General features: G+C 63.1%; 13 protein-coding genes. 8 read left to right on the top strand and 5 right to left on the bottom strand.

Annotated elements, in window-relative coordinates; genetic code table 11:
• Positions 1 to 340 precede the first annotated feature (340 nt).
• Positions 341 to 1,321 (bottom strand): NADPH:quinone oxidoreductase family protein, encoded by a 981-nt coding sequence (locus ACZ1JW_RS14050; RefSeq protein WP_465142783.1) that lies wholly within the window; start codon positions 1,319 to 1,321, stop codon positions 341 to 343.
• 468 nt (positions 1,322 to 1,789) lie between these two features.
• Here ACZ1JW_RS14050 and ACZ1JW_RS14045 point away from each other — a divergent pair, with 468 nt between their 5' ends.
• Complete coding sequence (locus ACZ1JW_RS14045; RefSeq protein WP_465141020.1) at positions 1,790 to 2,104, top strand: UrcA family protein; 315 nt, start codon at positions 1,790 to 1,792, stop codon at positions 2,102 to 2,104.
• Between the two features lie 120 nt (positions 2,105 to 2,224).
• Here the strand turns inward: ACZ1JW_RS14045 and ACZ1JW_RS14040 are convergent, their stop codons facing one another.
• The 3 genes from ACZ1JW_RS14040 to ACZ1JW_RS14030 all read right to left on the bottom strand — a co-directional run bounded on the left by ACZ1JW_RS14040 (position 2,225) and on the right by ACZ1JW_RS14030 (position 4,943).
• A complete protein-coding gene (locus ACZ1JW_RS14040; protein ID WP_465126179.1) occupies positions 2,225 to 3,142 on the bottom strand; it encodes a response regulator in 918 nt (305 codons plus the stop codon).
• Positions 3,129 to 4,667 carry an ATP-binding response regulator gene (locus ACZ1JW_RS14035; protein ID WP_465141019.1) on the bottom strand — a complete coding sequence of 513 codons (1,539 nt, stop codon included), beginning with the start codon at positions 4,665 to 4,667 and terminating at the stop codon, positions 3,129 to 3,131. Before ACZ1JW_RS14035 ends, ACZ1JW_RS14040 begins: the two co-directional genes overlap by 14 nt.
• Before the next feature lie 72 nt (positions 4,668 to 4,739).
• Positions 4,740 to 4,943, bottom strand: coding sequence for a hypothetical protein (locus ACZ1JW_RS14030; protein ID WP_465126181.1), 204 nt, complete (start codon positions 4,941 to 4,943; stop codon positions 4,740 to 4,742).
• 206 nt (positions 4,944 to 5,149) lie between these two features.
• Between ACZ1JW_RS14030 and ACZ1JW_RS14025 the strand changes: the two genes are divergently transcribed.
• The 7 genes from ACZ1JW_RS14025 (at position 5,150) to glgX (ending at position 16,790) form a co-directional block, all read left to right on the top strand.
• Positions 5,150 to 5,689, top strand: coding sequence for a cytochrome b (locus tag ACZ1JW_RS14025; RefSeq protein ID WP_465141018.1), 540 nt, complete (start codon positions 5,150 to 5,152; stop codon positions 5,687 to 5,689).
• A 319-nt stretch (positions 5,690 to 6,008) separates the two neighbouring features.
• Entirely contained in the window at positions 6,009 to 8,420 is a 2,412-nt protein-coding gene (locus ACZ1JW_RS14020) for a glycogen/starch/alpha-glucan phosphorylase (protein WP_465126183.1), read from the top strand.
• An 8-nt stretch (positions 8,421 to 8,428) separates the two neighbouring features.
• Positions 8,429 to 10,594: a 1,4-alpha-glucan branching protein GlgB gene (gene glgB, locus ACZ1JW_RS14015; RefSeq protein ID WP_465141017.1), complete on the top strand. Its 2,166-nt coding sequence runs from the start codon at positions 8,429 to 8,431 to the stop codon at positions 10,592 to 10,594.
• 22 nt (positions 10,595 to 10,616) lie between these two features.
• On the top strand, positions 10,617 to 11,876 hold the full coding sequence (gene glgC, locus ACZ1JW_RS14010) for a glucose-1-phosphate adenylyltransferase (RefSeq protein WP_465141016.1): 1,260 nt from the start codon (positions 10,617 to 10,619) through the stop codon (positions 11,874 to 11,876).
• Positions 11,873 to 13,351 (top strand): glycogen synthase GlgA, encoded by a 1,479-nt coding sequence (gene glgA / locus ACZ1JW_RS14005; RefSeq protein ID WP_465141015.1) that lies wholly within the window; start codon positions 11,873 to 11,875, stop codon positions 13,349 to 13,351. Before glgC ends, glgA begins: the two co-directional genes overlap by 4 nt.
• Positions 13,348 to 14,976, top strand: a complete 1,629-nt coding sequence (locus ACZ1JW_RS14000; protein ID WP_465141014.1) for an alpha-D-glucose phosphate-specific phosphoglucomutase — start codon at positions 13,348 to 13,350, stop codon at positions 14,974 to 14,976. Before glgA ends, ACZ1JW_RS14000 begins: the two co-directional genes overlap by 4 nt.
• The gene (gene glgX, locus ACZ1JW_RS13995; RefSeq protein WP_465141013.1) at positions 14,973 to 16,790 is read left to right on the top strand and encodes a glycogen debranching protein GlgX; all 1,818 of its coding nucleotides are present in this window, start codon (positions 14,973 to 14,975) and stop codon (positions 16,788 to 16,790) included. Before ACZ1JW_RS14000 ends, glgX begins: the two co-directional genes overlap by 4 nt.
• Here the strand turns inward: glgX and ACZ1JW_RS13990 are convergent.
• Positions 16,743 to 17,393: an RBBP9/YdeN family alpha/beta hydrolase gene (locus ACZ1JW_RS13990; protein ID WP_465141012.1), complete on the bottom strand. Its 651-nt coding sequence runs from the start codon at positions 17,391 to 17,393 to the stop codon at positions 16,743 to 16,745. The two genes, glgX and ACZ1JW_RS13990, sit on opposite strands and share 48 nt — an antisense overlap.
• Positions 17,394 to 17,402: the final 9 nt, after the last annotated feature.

The raw sequence follows: 17,402 nt of genomic DNA, 5'->3' as shown, positions 1-17,402 counted from the left end.
CCTCGCAACTGGCGAAATCAGGGCGGATGCCCCCTGTTCTTTTGTGCAGGAAATGCATTCGAAAGGGCACGTCAAAGCTTGCCTCGAAACGAAGCCCAACAAGCTGTATTATCCTAATTTCTTGGCAAATATCCTCTGCCCATCCTGGGCATGAGCGGTTAGTGTCAGAACAGCTAGTTGCATTTATTACAACTGCGTACGTATCTTTCGCACTTGCACAAAACCCGGCCCGAGCCCATTTCGGTCAGGCCTTTCAGGCATCCTCTCCCAAACTTTTCAGGGCCGCCCGGCAACGGTGCGGCCCATTTTTTTGCTCTGAACGCCTGAAGATAGCGGGCAATCAGCCTTGGGGAACAATCACGCTTCGCCCGATCACACTGCGTGATTCCATGGCGCGATAGGCCTTTGCCCAGTCCGCCAAGGCGAAGCAGGCATGCACATGCGGCATGATGACACCATCCGACGCCAGTTTGCGGATGCTCTCCAGATTCTCGGCGCCTCTCTCCGGGAAGCGCCTGCCATATTCGCCTGCGCGAACCCCCACAACGGAAAATCCCTTTATCAGCGGTATGTTGGCGCCAACTTGGGGAATGCGCCCCGCCGCAAAGCCGATTACCAGAAGACGCCCGTCGAAGGCGATGCATCTGGTCGACTCGTCAAAGACATCCCCGCCGACAGGATCGAAGATGAGATCTGCGCCGCGGCCGTCGGTCAGCGCCAGAACCTGTTCGCGAAAGCCTGCGCTCCCGTCGATTACATGCGCGGGTCCATAAAGCCGGGCGATCGCCTCACGCTTCGACTCGGACGACGCGACCGCGATGACCCGCAAACCCAATGCCTTGCCCAGGTCCACAGCGGCGAGTCCGACGCCCCCTGCCGCCCCATGCACCAGCAACCATTCACCCGCCTGGGCCTGCCCACGACGAACAAGGGCGACCCATGCCGTCAGATACGCCGCCCGCAACGATGCGCCCTGTGCCATCGACAGGCATTCCGGCAGCTGAATCAAAGCGTCGTCAGCGAACACGCCGTATTGCGCGACGCCGCCAGTCAGCCCGCCCGCGATCACGCGATCTCCCACTCGCCACCGACTTCCCGCTGCCGCCTCGACTACAATTCCGGCCGCCTCCATGCCGGGGACGAACGGAAGTGGTGGCTTGGCCTGATAACCACCACGCGTCATCAGCAGGTCCGGAAAGCCCAGAGCGGCAGCCTCGATCCTGACGAGGACTTCTCCCGGACCAACTTGCGGAACCGGCAGTTCCACAAGACCCATCCCGCGAAGGTCTTCGGCGAGTTCGTGCACCAGAAGGGCCAGCATCTTTTCCATGCAAATTCTCCCGGAACGACACTGAACGATTCTGCTTGGCGCACCAAGCTGCCCCTTCTTGACCGATCACTGCAAAAAAGTTCGTCCAGGATGCTGCAGTGCACCGGGAGCAATCGGCAAGGAGTACCCGAGCAGCGTCTGTCAGGCAGCAGCGTCGCAGGCCCGCCTGCAACTCGCTGACATCGGCCATAAATTTGAACACCTGTCCTAAGTCGGTCAGGCGACGGGCTCTTTCATTGCAGAACAGAGCTGGTTTCAATGGCATTCAAATTGCTGCACGGCACAAGCCAAAACCCCTGAAAACCAACGCTTTCCGCACCAAATGTGCTTGTTCAAAGCCTGACTGAGGTCTATTTTATGCATGGATCGAACAAGCGGGGCAAACCCGGCGGTCCAAAATAAAAGGGGAGGTCAGCAAACGGCCTTCACCAAAAAAGACAGTACGCAGGAGAATACCCCATGAAGATCCATTTCGCCGCCACCGCGGCGGTCGGCTTGCTGTCTGCGCCGCAGATTGCATTCGCCGCTCCCGCTCCCCAGACCGTGAACATCTCCGTTTCGGCCGACGGCCTCGACCTGACCCGGCCTTCCGACATGCGTCGCCTGCGCAATCGCATCGCCGACGCCGCTGCCGAAGCCTGCGATCCATCGGACCGCATGATCACCACGCCGATGCCTGATTACCAGTGCCGCCGTGTTGCCATCGCCAGCGTCGAACCGATGGTGCAGGAACTGGCTCAGGCCGCTCGTAGCGGAACCATGGCACGCCGCTGATGCGCCAAGGTTGATGCCCCGCCGATCAGCGCGCGCCGTTCCCTGGACGCGCGACGATCCAAGGGATGCACGCCCAGCGCCGGACGTGGAGGCATGCCCCTCCCGGCCGGCGTTGTCGCATCAGGTGCCCAGCACCTTGATCGCCACGGCGGCAGCTGCAGCGCGCGTTTCAACGCCGAGCTTTTCGTAGATCCGCTCGAGGTGCTTTTGCACTGTGCGCGGGCTGATCGCGAGGACCTCGGAAATCATGCCGTTGGACTTGCCATAGCTGATCCACAGCAGGACTTCGGCCTCGCGGTCCGTCAGCGCAAGGCGCTGCTGCAGCTTGCCCACGTCAGCCCTCGGGTTGAGCTCGTTGAGGCGGATAAGGACTTCAGTCTCACGGTACTGGGCAATAACCACCAGCTCGAGGGCACCTTCTTCCTGCTCGATCCGCGCCGTCGCCCCCAAGGCATTGCGCCCGATCAGACGCGTCAACGGTCCACGCAGGATATCGGGCAGAGGCCCCTGCTCCTTGTTCCAACCCGGGCTGACGCGACTGATCGCCTGCTCAGCCAGCGGCGTGCACCACAGCAGCGAGCCCTGCGTGTCGGTCGCCATCATCAACCGTCCCGTCGCATCAAGGCCCGCAGCGCCAGCTTGCATCGCTCGCGCATGGCCCAGATGGACGCGAACGCGGGCGAGCAGTTCGTGCACGTTGACAGGCTTGCGCAGGTAATCGACCCCACCGACCTCGAACCCCTCGATGACATGCTCGCTCTCGGTGAGCCCGGTCATGAACATTACCGGCACGTGCACAAGTTCCGGCCGTGCCTTGATCCGCGCAGTTGTTTCGAAGCCGTCGATCCCAGGCATGACCGCATCCATCAGGATGAGGTCGGGCGTGATGTGTTCAAGCAGGTCGAGCGCGGCCGTGCCCGAAATCGCCACGAGCACGGTGATGCCCGCCCCCTCCAACGTATCGGTCAGGAAGCGCAGCGAATCCGGCTCGTCGTCCACGACGAGAACGGTATCGCGCCGTGCGCTAACGCCACTCATCGGGCAACTCCTCAAGCATGCGCCCCATCGCGGCAAGATCGAACCGGTCGAGGCATTCGTAAAGTTTGGCAGCCAGGGGGGCCGCTGCAGGATCGGCCTGCTCCAGATTCCTGATCTCGCCTTCAAGTGCGCGCACATGACCGATGCGCACAAGCGATTTGAGTCGCTCGGCATGCTCGCGCGCTGCTGCGGTGATGCCCTCGCCACTGCGCAAGAGCGTGGCGCGCCGCCGGCAATCTCCACTGTCCGCGTTGATCCACTCCAGGCTCAAGTGCCGGCCAAGGGAATCGATCAATGCCCCCAGTTCAACCGGTTTGAGCAGGAACGCATCATGGTCAGCTTCGCGTCCTGACTGGCCGTGCCGCTCGAACGCATTGGCCGACAGCATCAGTATGGCAAGCGAGCGACCATGGAGAGCACGAAGATGTGCAGCAACCTGCCACCCGCTCATGCCCGGCATGCTCACGTCGCAGATCACGGCATCGAACCGCCCTTGTTCGGCAAGAGCGATTGCGGTCTGCCCGTCGCTGGCCTGCGAAACCTCGAAGCCCACTTCCGTCAAGGTCGTCCGCAGGACGCTCAGGTGGTCGAGATCGTCGTCAATCAGCAGAATCGAACGACGTGCGCCATGGTAGCCCACCGGTCGCGTGCGTTCGTTGGCGCGCTCGACCATGCCAGACACCTGCGGGGCCATCAGACGGATGCTGAAGCAGCTACCCTCGCCTACCCGGCTTTCAAGCGTTAGCTCGCCGCCAAGCATGCGCACCACCGCACTTGTGATCGCCAGGCCAAGGCCTGCGCCGGCACGCTCCGCTTCGCCATCGACATCGGCCCGCTCATAGGGTGCAAATATCCGCTCCTGGCGTTCGGGTGCAATGCCTGGCCCGGTATCGTGCACCTCGAAAGTCGCGATCTGGCCAGACCACTTGAGCACAAGCCGTATCGCGCCCGTCGGTGTGAACTTCACCGCATTGGAGACCAGATTGATCAAGGCCTGCCGCACCCGCCGCTCGTCCATGCGCACGAACTCGGGCAGCCGGTCTGGCAACTCGCATGAGAACGCCAGCCCCTTCTGCGTTGCCAGTGGCGCAAACATCTCGGCCACCTGCTCCACCAGCGCGCCGATACGGATCACGCCATTGTCGATACGCACCACGCCCTGCTCGACCGATGCGATATCGAGCAGTCCTTCGACAAGGTTCGTCAGGTGCTCTGCGCTCCGGCGGATCACCCTCGCCGCGTCTTGCGGATCGACGCCCGCCCCTCGCTCCACCAGTTGAGCGTAGCCATAAATGGCGTTGAGGGGCGAGCGGATTTCGTGGCTAACGTTGGCGAGAAAGCGGCTCTTTGCGCTATTGGCGGCCTCGGCCGCAGCAAGTCTTGCTCGCAGATCCTCGACATCGCAACCGGTCTGCGAGGAGCGCAGGCGCAACAAAGCGCCCGCTTTCTTGATCAGTCTGTTTCCGCCCTCACGGAAAGTGACCATTGCAACGACCTCGCGTGCCCGTGTTGTTGTATGGGGCACTTACGGTTTGTGCACTGCAACGGAAACAAACTCAAGCCCTGCCCTCGGTTTGCGCAGCAGGTATGTGAGCGTTCAAATAAGCTGGTCGCGCTGCAGGCGCTGCAACAGCCGTTCTGCCACAGAGTGACGGATCGCCTTCCCCTCGCGCAGCTTGACCCATGTGTTGAGGCCGATTCCGAAGTGATTCTGGATCACTTCGGGCTTCTGGCTCTTGAGCATCGAAGCCATCTTGTGGACGACTGCAGGCTCGACTTGTGTGAGACGCGGCGTTGTCATGTTCCCTCACGAACTATGGTTTCTGCCGACACCATATTTTTTGCAGTGCACGAGAGGACATACGTCAAATGCCGCACGGCATTCCTTGACACCTGTCATAAATTGAAACGCTACCGTTGGCTTGGTAGCGCACCCCACTCTGCGCGCGTGACGAATCCATTCCGCAGCCCTAAAGTCCTCACAGAAGCAGGAACCGGGGATTCACGATGGCGACACTGGCGGCAAACGATCAATTGGTACGCTACAACGCGGTAGCCCGCGCCTTTCATCTCGTGATCGCCGCGATGGTCATCTTCAACCTCGTCACCGGGATTGCCGGAGATGCGATTGAAGACATCTGGCAGCCGTTCCCCGCGCACAAGGCAACCGGCATACTGATCCTGCTGCTTTCGCTGGGTCGTCTCGGCTGGCGCTTCACCTGGACCATGCCTGACTGGCCAAGCAAGATGGGTAGCCTGCAACGCAAGATCGCGAGGGTCACGCACGTTGCGCTCTACTCTCTCATGCTGATCGTCCCGCTGACCGGTTGGATCTTTTCGTCGGCTGGCAAATACCCCCTATCGATCTACGGCCTGTTCGACTGGCCCAAGCTTGCCGTCGCCAAGGGCTCTGCCCTCGCCGATGCCGCGCATGAGGGCCACGAAGTGCTCGGTTTCCTCATGGCGGGCCTGGTTGTGCTGCACATTGCGGCGGCCCTGCATCACCATTTCATCATCAAGGACAATGTCTTGCGCCGCATGCTCTGATGCGCAGACGTATTCTGGCCGACAGCGAACGACATACCGCCTAGAAGCCGCTCGACAAGAATGGTCGGTGGGGCATGCGATCAGGCAAATCTGCTGCAAGAGTTGGCGCACGCAATCGCCGCTTGCCCATCATGGGCAGGCTGGCCTACCCATTGCTGCGGGAGTTCGATGCAAGGTCATGCAGCCTGGAGCCGACCGGTAGCAAGCCGCGCGGTGCAACAACTCGGCGCTTGGCATGGAAAGGCCGGTGCAACGGGCACGGGCATGCGGCGATGAATTCTCGTCGGAACCTCGCGCCAAACAGGGTGGAACTTGGCGCATGAGCCTCGATACGAATTCCAGAGCCAGCGAGATCGACGCGAAGATCATCGACGTGCTGCGTCATCGCGTCGGCAAGGACGAGCGGGCTGCAAAGCCACACGACTGGTACACGGCCACGGTTCTCACCCTGCGCGATGCGATCATCGATCAGTGGATGGAATCCACCCGCGAGACTTACGAGAAGGGCGGCAAGCGGGTCTATTACCTCAGCCTCGAGTTCCTGATCGGTCGCCTGCTGCGCGATGCCCTTTCTAACATGGGCCTGACCCGCGACATGGAAAAGGCCCTGCGCGAGCACGGGTTTGACCTTGCCGCACTCGAAAACCTCGAACCTGACGCAGCGCTGGGCAACGGCGGTTTGGGCCGCCTCGCCGCCTGCTTCATGGAAAGCCTCGCCAGCCTCGGCATCCCCGCCTACGGCTATGGCATCCGCTACGTTAATGGCATGTTCCGCCAGCGGATCGATGATGGCTGGCAGGTGGAACTGCCCGAAACCTGGCTCTCCCACGGCAACCCCTGGGAATTCGACCGCCGCGAAAGCGCCTACATCATCGGCTTCGGCGGCGAAGTGGTCGAGACCGGCGACGGCGTCGAATGGCGTCCCGCCGAAAAGGTCGAGGCAAGCGCGGTCGACACGCCTGTCGTCGGCTGGCGCGGCAAGCGCGTCAACACGCTGCGCCTGTGGACCGCCCACGCCTTCGATCCGCTGCGCCTCGATGCCTTCAACGCCGGTGACCACATGGGCGCCATGGCCGAGCAGGTCCGCGCCGACAGTCTCGTCCGCGTGCTCTACCCGGCTGACTCAACCCCCGCCGGACAGGAGTTGCGCCTGCGGCAGGAGTACTTCTTCACCTCTGCCTCGATCCAGGACATCGTTCGCCGCCACGTCCAGTTCCATGGCGACATCCGCACCCTGCCCGACAAGGCCGCGATCCAGCTCAACGACACGCACCCTGCCGTTGCCGTTGCCGAACTGATGCGCCTGATGGTCGATGTCCACGGCCTCGAATTCAACGAAGCGTGGGAAGTCACCAAGGCCACCGTTGCCTACACCAACCACACGCTACTGCCCGAAGCGCTCGAATCCTGGCCGCTGCCGCTGTTCGAGCGTCTGCTGCCGCGCCACATGCAGATCGTCTACGCGATCAACAGCCGCGTCCTGCGCGAGGCGCGCAAAGCCGGGATGGACGATGCCGCAATCGCCGCAATCAGCCTGATCGACGAAGGTGGCGAACGCCGCGTGCGCATGGCCAATCTTGCGTTCTCGGGCGCCCACAGCGTCAACGGCGTGGCAGCGCTCCACACCGATCTGATGAAGACCACCGTCTTCTCTGACCTGCACAAGCTTTACCCCAACCGCATCAACAACAAGACCAACGGCGTCACCCCGCGCCGCTGGCTGCAGCAGTGCAATCCCGGCCTGACCTCGGTCCTCAAGGACGCCATCGGCCCCGCCTTCCTCGACGATGCCGCAAAGCTGTCTGACCTCAACGCGCTCGCGGATGACGCGCCGCTGGGTGAGCGCATTGCCGAGGTCAAGCGCTCCAACAAGATCGCTCTCGCCAAGCACATCAAGGAACTGATGGGCGTCCGCCTCGATCCCGACGCCCTGTTCGACGTCCAGATCAAGCGCATCCACGAATACAAGCGCCAGTTGCTCAACCTGGTCGAAACCGTCGCGCTCTACGACCAGATCCGCAGCCACCCCGAACGCGATTGGGTGCCGCGCGTGAAGATCTTCGGCGGCAAGGCCGCGTCCAGCTATCACAACGCCAAGCTGATCATCAAACTGGCCAACGACATTGCCCGGCGCGTCAATTCCGATCCTTCGGTCGGCGGACTGCTCAAGGTCGTGTTCGTGCCGAACTACAACGTCAGCCTTGCCGAGAAGATCATCCCGGCCGCAGACCTGTCCGAACAGATCTCCACGGCAGGCATGGAAGCCTCGGGCACCGGCAACATGAAGTTCGCCCTCAACGGCGCACTCACCATCGGCACGCTCGATGGCGCGAATATCGAGATCAAGGACCATGTCGGCGATGCCAATATCGAGATCTTCGGCCTCACCGCCGATGAAGTCGAAGACAAGCGCGCCAACGGCTATAATCCCCGCGAAGTGATCGAAAGCTCGCGCGAATTGCAGCAGGCCCTTGCCGCCATCGCCACCGGCGTGTTCTCGCCTGACGATCCGGACCGCTACAAGGGCCTGATGGGCGGCATCTACGACCACGACTGGTTCATGGTCGCCGCCGATTTTGACAGCTACCACGCCGCTCAGCGCAACATTGATCGCCGCTGGGAACAGCAGGCGGCATGGCGCGCTTCGGCTATCCGTAACATCGCCAACGTAGGCTGGTTCTCGTCCGATCGCACGATCGGCGAATATGCCCGCGATATCTGGGGGGTCTGACGACCGCAATGAAACCACCGGCGAGCGCCATCGAAGCCCTTCTGGACGGGACGCACGCCGATCCTTTCTCGCTTCTCGGCATCCACGAGGGGCCGGACGGCGCATTCGCCCGTGCCGTCCTGCCCGGCGCGCAAGAGGCCGTGGCCTGGTCGCTCTCGGGCAAGAAGCTGGGCAAACTGGTGCGCGTTGATGGGCGCGGGCTGTTCGAAGGCAAAGTCACCGGCCCCCGCCAGCCCGTTCGCTATGCCTGCAAGGCGGGCGCGCACGAATGGCTGGTGACAGACCCTTACTCGTTCGGCCCCGTCCTTGGCCCGCTGGACGATCTCCTGATCGCTGAGGGCACCCACCTGCGCCTGTTCGACAAGATGGGCGCCCATCTGATCGAGCATGAAGGCGCAAGCGGCGTCCACTTCGCCGTCTGGGCACCCAACGCGCAGCTTGTCAGCGTCGTCGGCGATTTCAACGATTGGGACGCCCGCCGCCACCCGATGCGCCGCCGGGTCGATATCGGCGTCTGGGAAGTGTTTATCCCGGACATCGGCGAACATCGCACTTACAAATATCGCGTCGTCAGCGCGGACGGCACCGTCCTGCCCCTAAAGGCCGACCCCTTCGCGCAAGCCGCCGAGTTCCGCCCTAGCACGGCCTCGATCACCGCCCATCCGGTCAAGATGGACTGGGGCGATGCCGACCACCGCGCCCACTGGGCGAGCATCGACGCCCGCCGTCAGCCCATGTCGATCTACGAGGTCCACCCCGGATCGTGGCAGAAGCCGCACGACGAGGGCTTCTACACCTGGGACGAACTGGCCGATCGCCTGATCCCCTATGTCACCGAGATGGGCTTCACCCATATAGAGTTCCTGCCCGTCTCCGAACACCCTTACGACCCGTCATGGGGCTACCAGACCACCGGCCTCTATGCCCCGTCGGCACGCTTCGGCCCGCCAGAAGGCTTTGCCCGCTTCGTCGATGGTGCGCATCGCGCAGGCGTCTCGGTCCTGATCGACTGGGTGCCCGCACACTTCCCGACCGACGAACACGGCCTTGTCCGATTCGACGGCACCGCCCTTTACGAACACGAAGATCCGCGCCTCGGCTTCCACCCCGATTGGAACACGCTGATCTACAACTTCGGCCGCCGCGAGGTCGTCAGCTTCCTCGTCAACAACGCCCTGTTCTGGGCCGAACGCTACCACGTCGACGGGTTGCGCGTGGATGCCGTCGCCTCGATGCTCTACCGCGATTACTCGCGCAAGGCGGGCGAATGGATCCCCAACGAGGAAGGCGGTCGCGAGAACTGGGAAGCGGTCGAGTTTCTGAAGGCGATGAACCGCGCGGTCTACGCCAGCCATCCCGGCTTCCTGACCATCGCCGAGGAATCGACCTCATGGCCCGGCGTCAGCAAGCCCGCCTTCGCCGAAGCCCCGCGTGAGCATCTGGGCTTCGGCTTCAAGTGGAACATGGGCTTCATGCACGACACGCTCCAGTACATGGCGCGTGATCCGATCCACCGCCGTTACCACCACAACGAAATCACCTTCGGCCTGACTTATGCCTTCAGCGAGAACTTCGTCCTGCCGCTGAGCCATGATGAAGTGGTCCACGGCAAGGGCTCGCTCCTCGCCAAGATGAGCGGCGATGACTGGCAGAAGTTCGCCAACCTGCGCGCCTACTACGGCATGATGTGGGGCTATCCCGGCAAGAAGCTGCTGTTCATGGGACAAGAGTTCGCCCAGCGCCGCGAATGGAGCGAAGCCCGCTCGCTCGACTGGGATCTGCTCAACGCCCCCGCACACGAAGGCGTGCGCCGCTGGGTGCGCGATCTCAACCGCATCTACACCACCCGCCCTGCTCTCCACGCCCGCGATTGCGAGGGCGAAGGCTTCGAGTGGCTGGTAGTCGACGATGCGCAAGGGTCGGTCTTCGCCTGGGTGCGGAAGGCGCCGGGAGCAAAGCCGGTGGCGGTGATCTGCAACATGACGCCGCAAGTCCACGACAGCTACCGCCTGCCCCTGCCCCACGATGGCGCATGGCGCGAAGTGCTCAACAGCGATGCGCAGGACTATGGCGGCAGCGGCATCGGCAATCTCGGGCAGGTCACGGCAGAAGGCGGCGCGGCATTCGTCGTGCTCCCGCCATTGGCCACGCTCATGCTGGAATTCGAAGGTTAGAAAAGAGGACGGAGAAAAGGGGATGCGCGAAACTTACTCTCAGCCGCTGGCGCGCGATGCGATGGCGTATGTCCTTGCCGGTGGCCGTGGCAGCCGGTTGAAGGAACTGACCGATAACCGCGCGAAGCCTGCGGTCTATTTCGGCGGCAAATCGCGCATCATCGACTTTGCGCTGTCCAATGCGATCAACTCGGGCATTCGCCGCATCGGCGTCGCCACGCAGTACAAGGCGCACTCGCTGATCCGCCACATGCAGCGCGCGTGGAACTTCATGCGCCCCGAACGCAACGAAAGCTTCGACATCCTCCCCGCATCACAGCGCGTTTCGGAGGATCACTGGTACGAAGGCACCGCCGATGCCGTGTTCCAGAACATCGACATCATCGCCTCCTACGCGCCCAAGTACATGGTCATCCTTGCGGGCGACCACATCTACAAGATGGACTACGAATTGATGCTCCGCCAGCACGTGGAAAGCGGCGCAGACGTGACGATCGGCTGCCTCGTCGTGCCCCGGATGGAAGCCACCGGCTTCGGCGTCATGGCGGTCGACAAGACCGATTCAATCACCGATTTCATTGAAAAGCCTGCCAATCCTCCAGGTATCCCCGGCAACGAGGAGATGGCTCTGGCCTCGATGGGCATCTACGTGTTCGAAACGAAGTTCCTGTTCCAGATGCTCCAGGAAGATGCCGACGATCCCAATTCGAGCCGCGATTTCGGCAACGACATCATCCCCAAGATCGTCAAGAACGGCAAGGCGGTCGCCCACCGCTTCACCAATTCCTGCATCCGCGCAGCCGAGGAAATCGAGGAATACTGGCGCGATGTCGGCACGCTGGATGCCTACTTCGAAGCCAATCTCGACCTGACCGACGTTGTGCCCAAGCTCAACATGTACGACCGCGACTGGCCGATCTGGACCGACCAGATCATCGCCGCCCCCGCCAAGTTCGTGCATGACGAGGATGGTCGCCGCGGCATGGCGATCTCCTCGCTGATCAGCCAGGATTGCATCGTCTCGGGAGCCGTCGCCAAGCGCAGCCTGTTGTTTACCGGCGTAAAGATGGGCTCGTTCTCCTCGTGCGAGGAAGCCGTCATCCTGCCCTATTGCAACATCGGCCGTGGCGCGCGGCTCAGCCGCGTGATCCTCGATTCCGGCGTGCGCATCCCCGAAGGCCTCGTCGTCGGCGAAGACCCGATCCTCGATGCCAAGCGCTTCCGCCGCACTGACAGCGGCGTTTGCCTGATTACCAAGCGGATGATCGACCAGCTGGCATGAGCGTGAAAGTCCTCTCCGTCGCCTCCGAGGCCGTGCCGCTGATCAAGACCGGCGGCTTGGCCGACGTGGCGGGTGCGCTGCCTTCGGCAGTGGCCCCGCACGGGGTGGAGATGACGACCATCCTCCCCGGCTATCCCGCTGTCATGAAAGCACTTTCCCGCCCCCGCGCCGTGCATGCGTGGGACAGCCTGCTGGGCGAGAAGGCACGCTTGGTGGGTGGCAAGATCGACGGGCATCCTTTGCTGGTCGTTGACGCTCCCGCCTATTTCCAGCGCGATGGCGGCCCCTATGTCGACAGCTCAGGACGCGACTGGGCGGACAACTGGCGCCGTTTCGCGGCCTTCGCCAGAGCGGCTGCCGATGTCGCTGGCGGCGCGGTAAAAGGCAAACGATTCAACGTTGTGCACGCGCATGACTGGCAAGCCGCGATGGCGCTTGCCTACCTGCGCTTCGCCCCGCCCACCGGAGGCAAGCGCATTCCTTCGGTCATGACCATCCACAACATGGCGTTCCAGGGCCACTACGGTGCCGATCTGTTCCCCGCGCTCGGCCTCCCGCCTCAGGCCTGGGCGATGGACGGGGTGGAGTATCATGGCGGCGTCGGCTTCCTGAAAGCGGGGCTCGAGGCCGCGAGCATGATCACCACGGTCAGCCCGACATATGCCCGCGAGATAAGAACGCCCGAATTTGGCATGGGACTTGAGGGACTTATCGTCAGTCGCGGAGACCGCGTGCGGGGTATCGTCAACGGGATTGACATCGCCCAGTGGAACCCTGCGACCGATCTCCAACTCTCCGAGGCATACGGGCAACTCTCGAAGGCAAACGGGCAACTCTCCCTGGGCAAACGGGTAACCAACAAGCGCGCGCTGGAGGCAGAGTTCGGACTCGACGAGGGCGACGGCCCCCTCTTCATCGCCATCACCCGCCTCACCTGGCAGAAGGGCATCGACGTCCTGCTGGAGTGCATCGATCACCTCGTCGGCCTCGGCGGACGCCTCGCCCTCCTCGGCTCGGGCGACAAGGCCATGGAGAACGCGTTCCACGCCGCCGCCCTGCGCCACCCCGGCAAAGTCGGCGTGCGCATCGGTTATGACGAGGGGCTTTCCCACCGCATGCAGGGTGGCGGAGACGCGATTCTGGTGCCTTCGCGCTTTGAGCCTTGCGGCCTCACCCAACTCTATGGCCTCGCCTATGGCTGCGTTCCGGTGGTTTCGCGCACCGGGGGCCTCGCCGACACCGTGATCGATGCCAATCTGGCGGCGGTGATGGGCGGCGTGGCGACTGGCGTGCAGTTTGATGGCGTCAATTACGCGAGCCTTGCCGACGCGATCAGTCGGACTGTAACGCTTTATGGGCAAAAGGATGTCTGGCGGGCGATACAGCGCGCCGGGATGAAGACCGATTTCTCGTGGAGCCGCTCGGGCAAGGCCTATGCGGATCTCTATGCCAGCCTGATCGCGGAGGACCAATGACCCGTACCGTTGCGTCGACACCTTATGCAGGGCAGAAGCCCGGCACTTCCGGCCTGCGCAAGAAAGTGAAAGTTTTCCAGCAGCCTAACTACGCGGAAAACTTCATCCAGGCGGTGTTTGACGTGGTGGAGCGGAGCCCCGGCAGCACGCTGGTCGTCGGCGGAGACGGACGCTACCACAACCGCACGGTGATCCAGCAGACCATCCGCATTGCCGCTGCCAATGGCTACGATAAAGTGCTGGTCGGCAAGGGTGGCATCCTTTCCACCCCCGCCGCCTCCAATGTCATCCGCAAATATGGCGCATCCGGCGGCCTGATTCTCTCGGCAAGCCACAATCCCGGCGGACCGGACGAGGACTTCGGGATCAAGTACAACATAGCCAACGGCGGCCCCGCACCCGAGGGCGTGACTGAGGCGATCTATGCCCGGACGCAGACGATCGACCGCTGGCTCACCGTCGATGCGCCCGATGTCGATCTGGACACGCTGGGGGCGACAAAGGTTGGCGACCTGACCGTCGAAGTCATCGATTCCGTTGCCGACTATGCGGATCTCATGGAATCGCTGTTCGATTTCAATGCTATTCGGGCCAATGTTCAGGCTGGTTTTACAATGGCGTTCGATGCGATGAGCGCCGTCACCGGCCCCTACGCCACCGAAATCCTCGAAAGCTGCCTCGGCTTCCCGAAGGGCACCGTGCGCAACGGGGTGCCGCTGGAGGACTTTGGCGGGCATCACCCCGATCCGAACATGGTCCACGCGCACGAACTGTTCGAGACGATGTTTGGCGAGAATGCCCCTGATTTCGGCGCGGCTTCCGATGGTGACGGCGACCGCAACCTGATCGTGGGCAAGCATCGCTTCGTCACCCCGTCCGACAGCCTCGCCATGCTGGCCGCCAACGCCCATCTTGCCCCCGGATATGCGAGCGGCCTCAAGGGCATTGCCCGCTCGATGCCAACCAGCGCCGCCGCCGACCGCGTGGCCGAGGCGCTCGACCTGCCGTGCTTCGAGACGCCCACGGGGTGGAAGTTCTTCGGCAACCTGCTCGATGCCGGGATGGCCACGATCTGCGGCGAGGAGAGCGCCGGGACCGGCAGCGACCACGTGCGCGAGAAGGATGGGCTGTGGGCCGTGCTGCTGTGGCTCAACATTCTGGCCGTGCGCAAGATCAGCGTGGACCAACTGGCGCGCGAGCATTGGGCGAAGTTCGGGCGCAACTACTATGCCCGTCATGACTATGAGGCCTTGCCCACCAACAAGGCCGATGCGCTGATGGACGAACTCAAGGGTTCGCTGGCAAGTCTGCCAGGCAAATCGTTCGGTACGTTGGAAATTGCCGAGGCAGACAACTTCTCCTACCTCGATCCGGTCGACGGTTCGACCAGCAGCAACCAGGGCGTGCGCGTGCTGTTCGTAGGCGGATCGCGCGTGGTGTTCCGCCTGTCCGGCACCGGCACCGAAGGGGCAACCTTGCGCGTCTACCTCGAACGCTATGAGCCCGTTGGCGGCGATCTTGACCGCGAGACGCCGGACATGCTGGCAGACTTAATTGCGGCGGCGGACGCGATTGCGGGGATCACCCGCCATACGGCACGCACCGCGCCCGATGTGGTGACGTGAAGCCGGGGGTTGAGATAAGGGACGGTCGAACCCGCTTCACCGTCCGCTCCCCCCGCGCCCAAGCCCTGACGCTCTGCCTGTTTGATGGCGACGCCGAGCAGCGCTTGGCGATGGCGCGGGACGGCGAGAACTGGACCATCGAAATTGCGCAAGACTTGCGCGGTGCCCGCTACGGCTATCGCGCTGAGGGTGAGTGGAATCCCGCGAACGGTCTGTGGTTCGATCCCGCAAAGTTGCTGGTCGATCCCTATGCGCTCGAACTTGACCAGCCCTTCGTGTTCGATGTGAGCTTGTCGGCCTATGGGGCTGATACGGCTGCAATTGTTCCGAAGGCTATAGTCACCACGCCTGAGCCCGTTGCGCCTGCTGCGCCGCTCTTTCGCCATGGCGGGCTGATCTACGAACTCAACGTGCGCGGCTTTACCAAGCTGCACCCCGAGGTGCCGCAAGCGATGCGGGGCACAGTTGCCGCGCTGGCCCATCCTGCGGTGGTGAAGCACCTCAAACGCCTGCATGTCTCGGCGGTGGAACTCATGCCCATCGTCGCGTGGATCGACGAGCGGCACCTGCACCCGCTCGGCCTGACGAATGCGTGGGGCTACAACCCCGTTGCCATGATGGCGCTCGATCCGCGCCTGTGCCCCGGCGGCGTGGCGGAACTGCGCGATACGGTGGCAGCGCTGCGTGCGCATGGCATCGGCGTGATTCTCGACGTGGTGCTGAACCACAGCGGGGAGTCCGACGTTCTCGGCCCGGTGATATCGCTGCGCGGGCTGGACGATGCGGCCTATACCAAGGCACCGGACGGGTCGCTGATCAATGATACCGGCTGCGGCAACACGCTGGATTTCGGAAATCCTGCGGTGCGTGAACTGGCGCTCGATACCTTGCGCCACTTCGTCAGGCACTGCGGCGTTGACGGATTCCGCTTCGATCTGGCGCCGATCCTTGCGCGAAGCCCCGGCTTTGCCGCCGATGCGCCGATCTTTGCCGAGATTGCCGGCGATCCCCTGCTGGCCGACCGGGCCATGATTGCCGAACCCTGGGACATCGGTCCTGGCGGATACCAGCTGGGAGCTTTCCCGCCCAACTGGCTGGAATGGAACGATAGATTTCGCGATGACGTTCGTCGGTTCTGGAAGGGCGAGGCTGGCGTGAATGTGCTGGCGACGCGGATCGCTGGCTCAGCCGACCTGTTCGGCAAGGCCTGTCGTTCGGTCAACTTCCTCGCCGCGCATGACGGCTTCACGCTGGCGGACATGCTCGCCTACGAGCAGCGCCACAACCACGCCAACGGCGAGGATAACCGCGACGGGCATGGCGAGAACTTCAGCTGGAACAACGGCGTGGAAGGACCGACCGATGATCCGCAAGTCCTCGCCCGCCGCACTGCCTATGCGCGCGCGATGCTGGGGACACTGTTCGTTTCGACCGGCACGATCATGCTGACAGCAGGCGACGAGTTCGGGCGCAGCCAGCGCGGTAACAACAACGCCTATGCGCAGAACAACGCGATTACCTGGATCGACTGGGAAAAGCGCGACCGAGCGCTTGAGGCCCATGCCTTTGCGCTTTCAGAATGGCGCAGCGCGCGGATCGAGCAGTTTGCCAGCTTCCCGGGCAATGGGACATGGCGCAGGCTGGACGGAGTCGGGATCCATCCCGGCGACTGGGAGTGGCCGGAAACTCCCGGATTCTCGTGGAAAGGTGAAGGCTATGGCTTCCGGGTCGACCGGACCGTGCCGCATGCAGGTCCGGTCGAAAGTTCAGGCACCGAGACGGCGCAAGGCGCGGTCGGGGTGGAAGGCGCCTAGCGGAGCGCGCTGGCTGCTTTCGAGCGCGATGGGCTTGGGCAGCAGCTGGTTGAGCAGCAGGCGGCCGAACGTCCATTCGCCAAGTCCGGATTCAGCATTGATGTGGCCGACCTCGCCCGCATCGGCAAAGCCGCTGCCCCATGCGCGCGCCAGATGGCGGGCCTGTCCGATGCCCATGTAGGGATCGTTGCGGCTGGCGACGAGGATCGACGAGAACGGGAGTTCGCCGTGCGGGAACGGCGCGAAACGGGTCAGGCGGCGGTCGATCGGGCGCACTTCTACGTCTGGGGGCGCGACCAGCAGCGCACCGAGAACCTTGCCATCAGCGGGCTTTTCGAACTCTGCCCACCACGCGACGGCGAGGCAGCCGAGGCTGTGCGCGACGAGGACGACGGGCCGTTCGGAGCGATGGACCGCAAGGTTGATCTTGTTGACCCAGGTGTTGCGGTGCGGATCGTCCCACAGGCCGAGGTCGACGCGGCGGCAGTCGGGCAGGTCCTGCTCCCACTGCGTCTGCCAGTGACCGGGGCCGCTGTTGCCGAGACCCGGGACGGTAAGGATCAGCGGGTCCTGCCCCGCTGCGAACGAGCGTTGTTGAGTCATGATGCTGTC

This window comes from Novosphingobium sp. BL-A-28-Hi1-0D (assembly GCF_055521755.1).
This window is presented reverse-complemented; position numbering and strand designations above follow the sequence as displayed.

Excerpts from the sequence above, each read along its gene's own strand:
- glgC (WP_465141016.1), top strand. The coding sequence starts at position 10,617 with ATGCGCGAAACTTACTCTCAGCCGCTGGCGCGCGATGCGATGGCGTAT.
- ACZ1JW_RS14050 (WP_465142783.1), bottom strand. The coding sequence starts at position 1,321 with ATGCTGGCCCTTCTGGTGCACGAACTCGCCGAAGACCTTCGCGGGATG.
- glgB (WP_465141017.1), top strand. The coding sequence starts at position 8,429 with ATGAAACCACCGGCGAGCGCCATCGAAGCCCTTCTGGACGGGACGCAC.
- ACZ1JW_RS14025 (WP_465141018.1), top strand. The coding sequence starts at position 5,150 with ATGGCGACACTGGCGGCAAACGATCAATTGGTACGCTACAACGCGGTA.
- glgA (WP_465141015.1), top strand. The coding sequence starts at position 11,873 with ATGAGCGTGAAAGTCCTCTCCGTCGCCTCCGAGGCCGTGCCGCTGATC.
- ACZ1JW_RS13990 (WP_465141012.1), bottom strand. The coding sequence starts at position 17,393 with ATGACTCAACAACGCTCGTTCGCAGCGGGGCAGGACCCGCTGATCCTT.
- ACZ1JW_RS14000 (WP_465141014.1), top strand. The coding sequence starts at position 13,348 with ATGACCCGTACCGTTGCGTCGACACCTTATGCAGGGCAGAAGCCCGGC.
- ACZ1JW_RS14045 (WP_465141020.1), top strand. The coding sequence starts at position 1,790 with ATGAAGATCCATTTCGCCGCCACCGCGGCGGTCGGCTTGCTGTCTGCG.
- ACZ1JW_RS14020 (WP_465126183.1), top strand. The coding sequence starts at position 6,009 with ATGAGCCTCGATACGAATTCCAGAGCCAGCGAGATCGACGCGAAGATC.
- ACZ1JW_RS14040 (WP_465126179.1), bottom strand. The coding sequence starts at position 3,142 with ATGAGTGGCGTTAGCGCACGGCGCGATACCGTTCTCGTCGTGGACGAC.
- ACZ1JW_RS14030 (WP_465126181.1), bottom strand. The coding sequence starts at position 4,943 with ATGACAACGCCGCGTCTCACACAAGTCGAGCCTGCAGTCGTCCACAAG.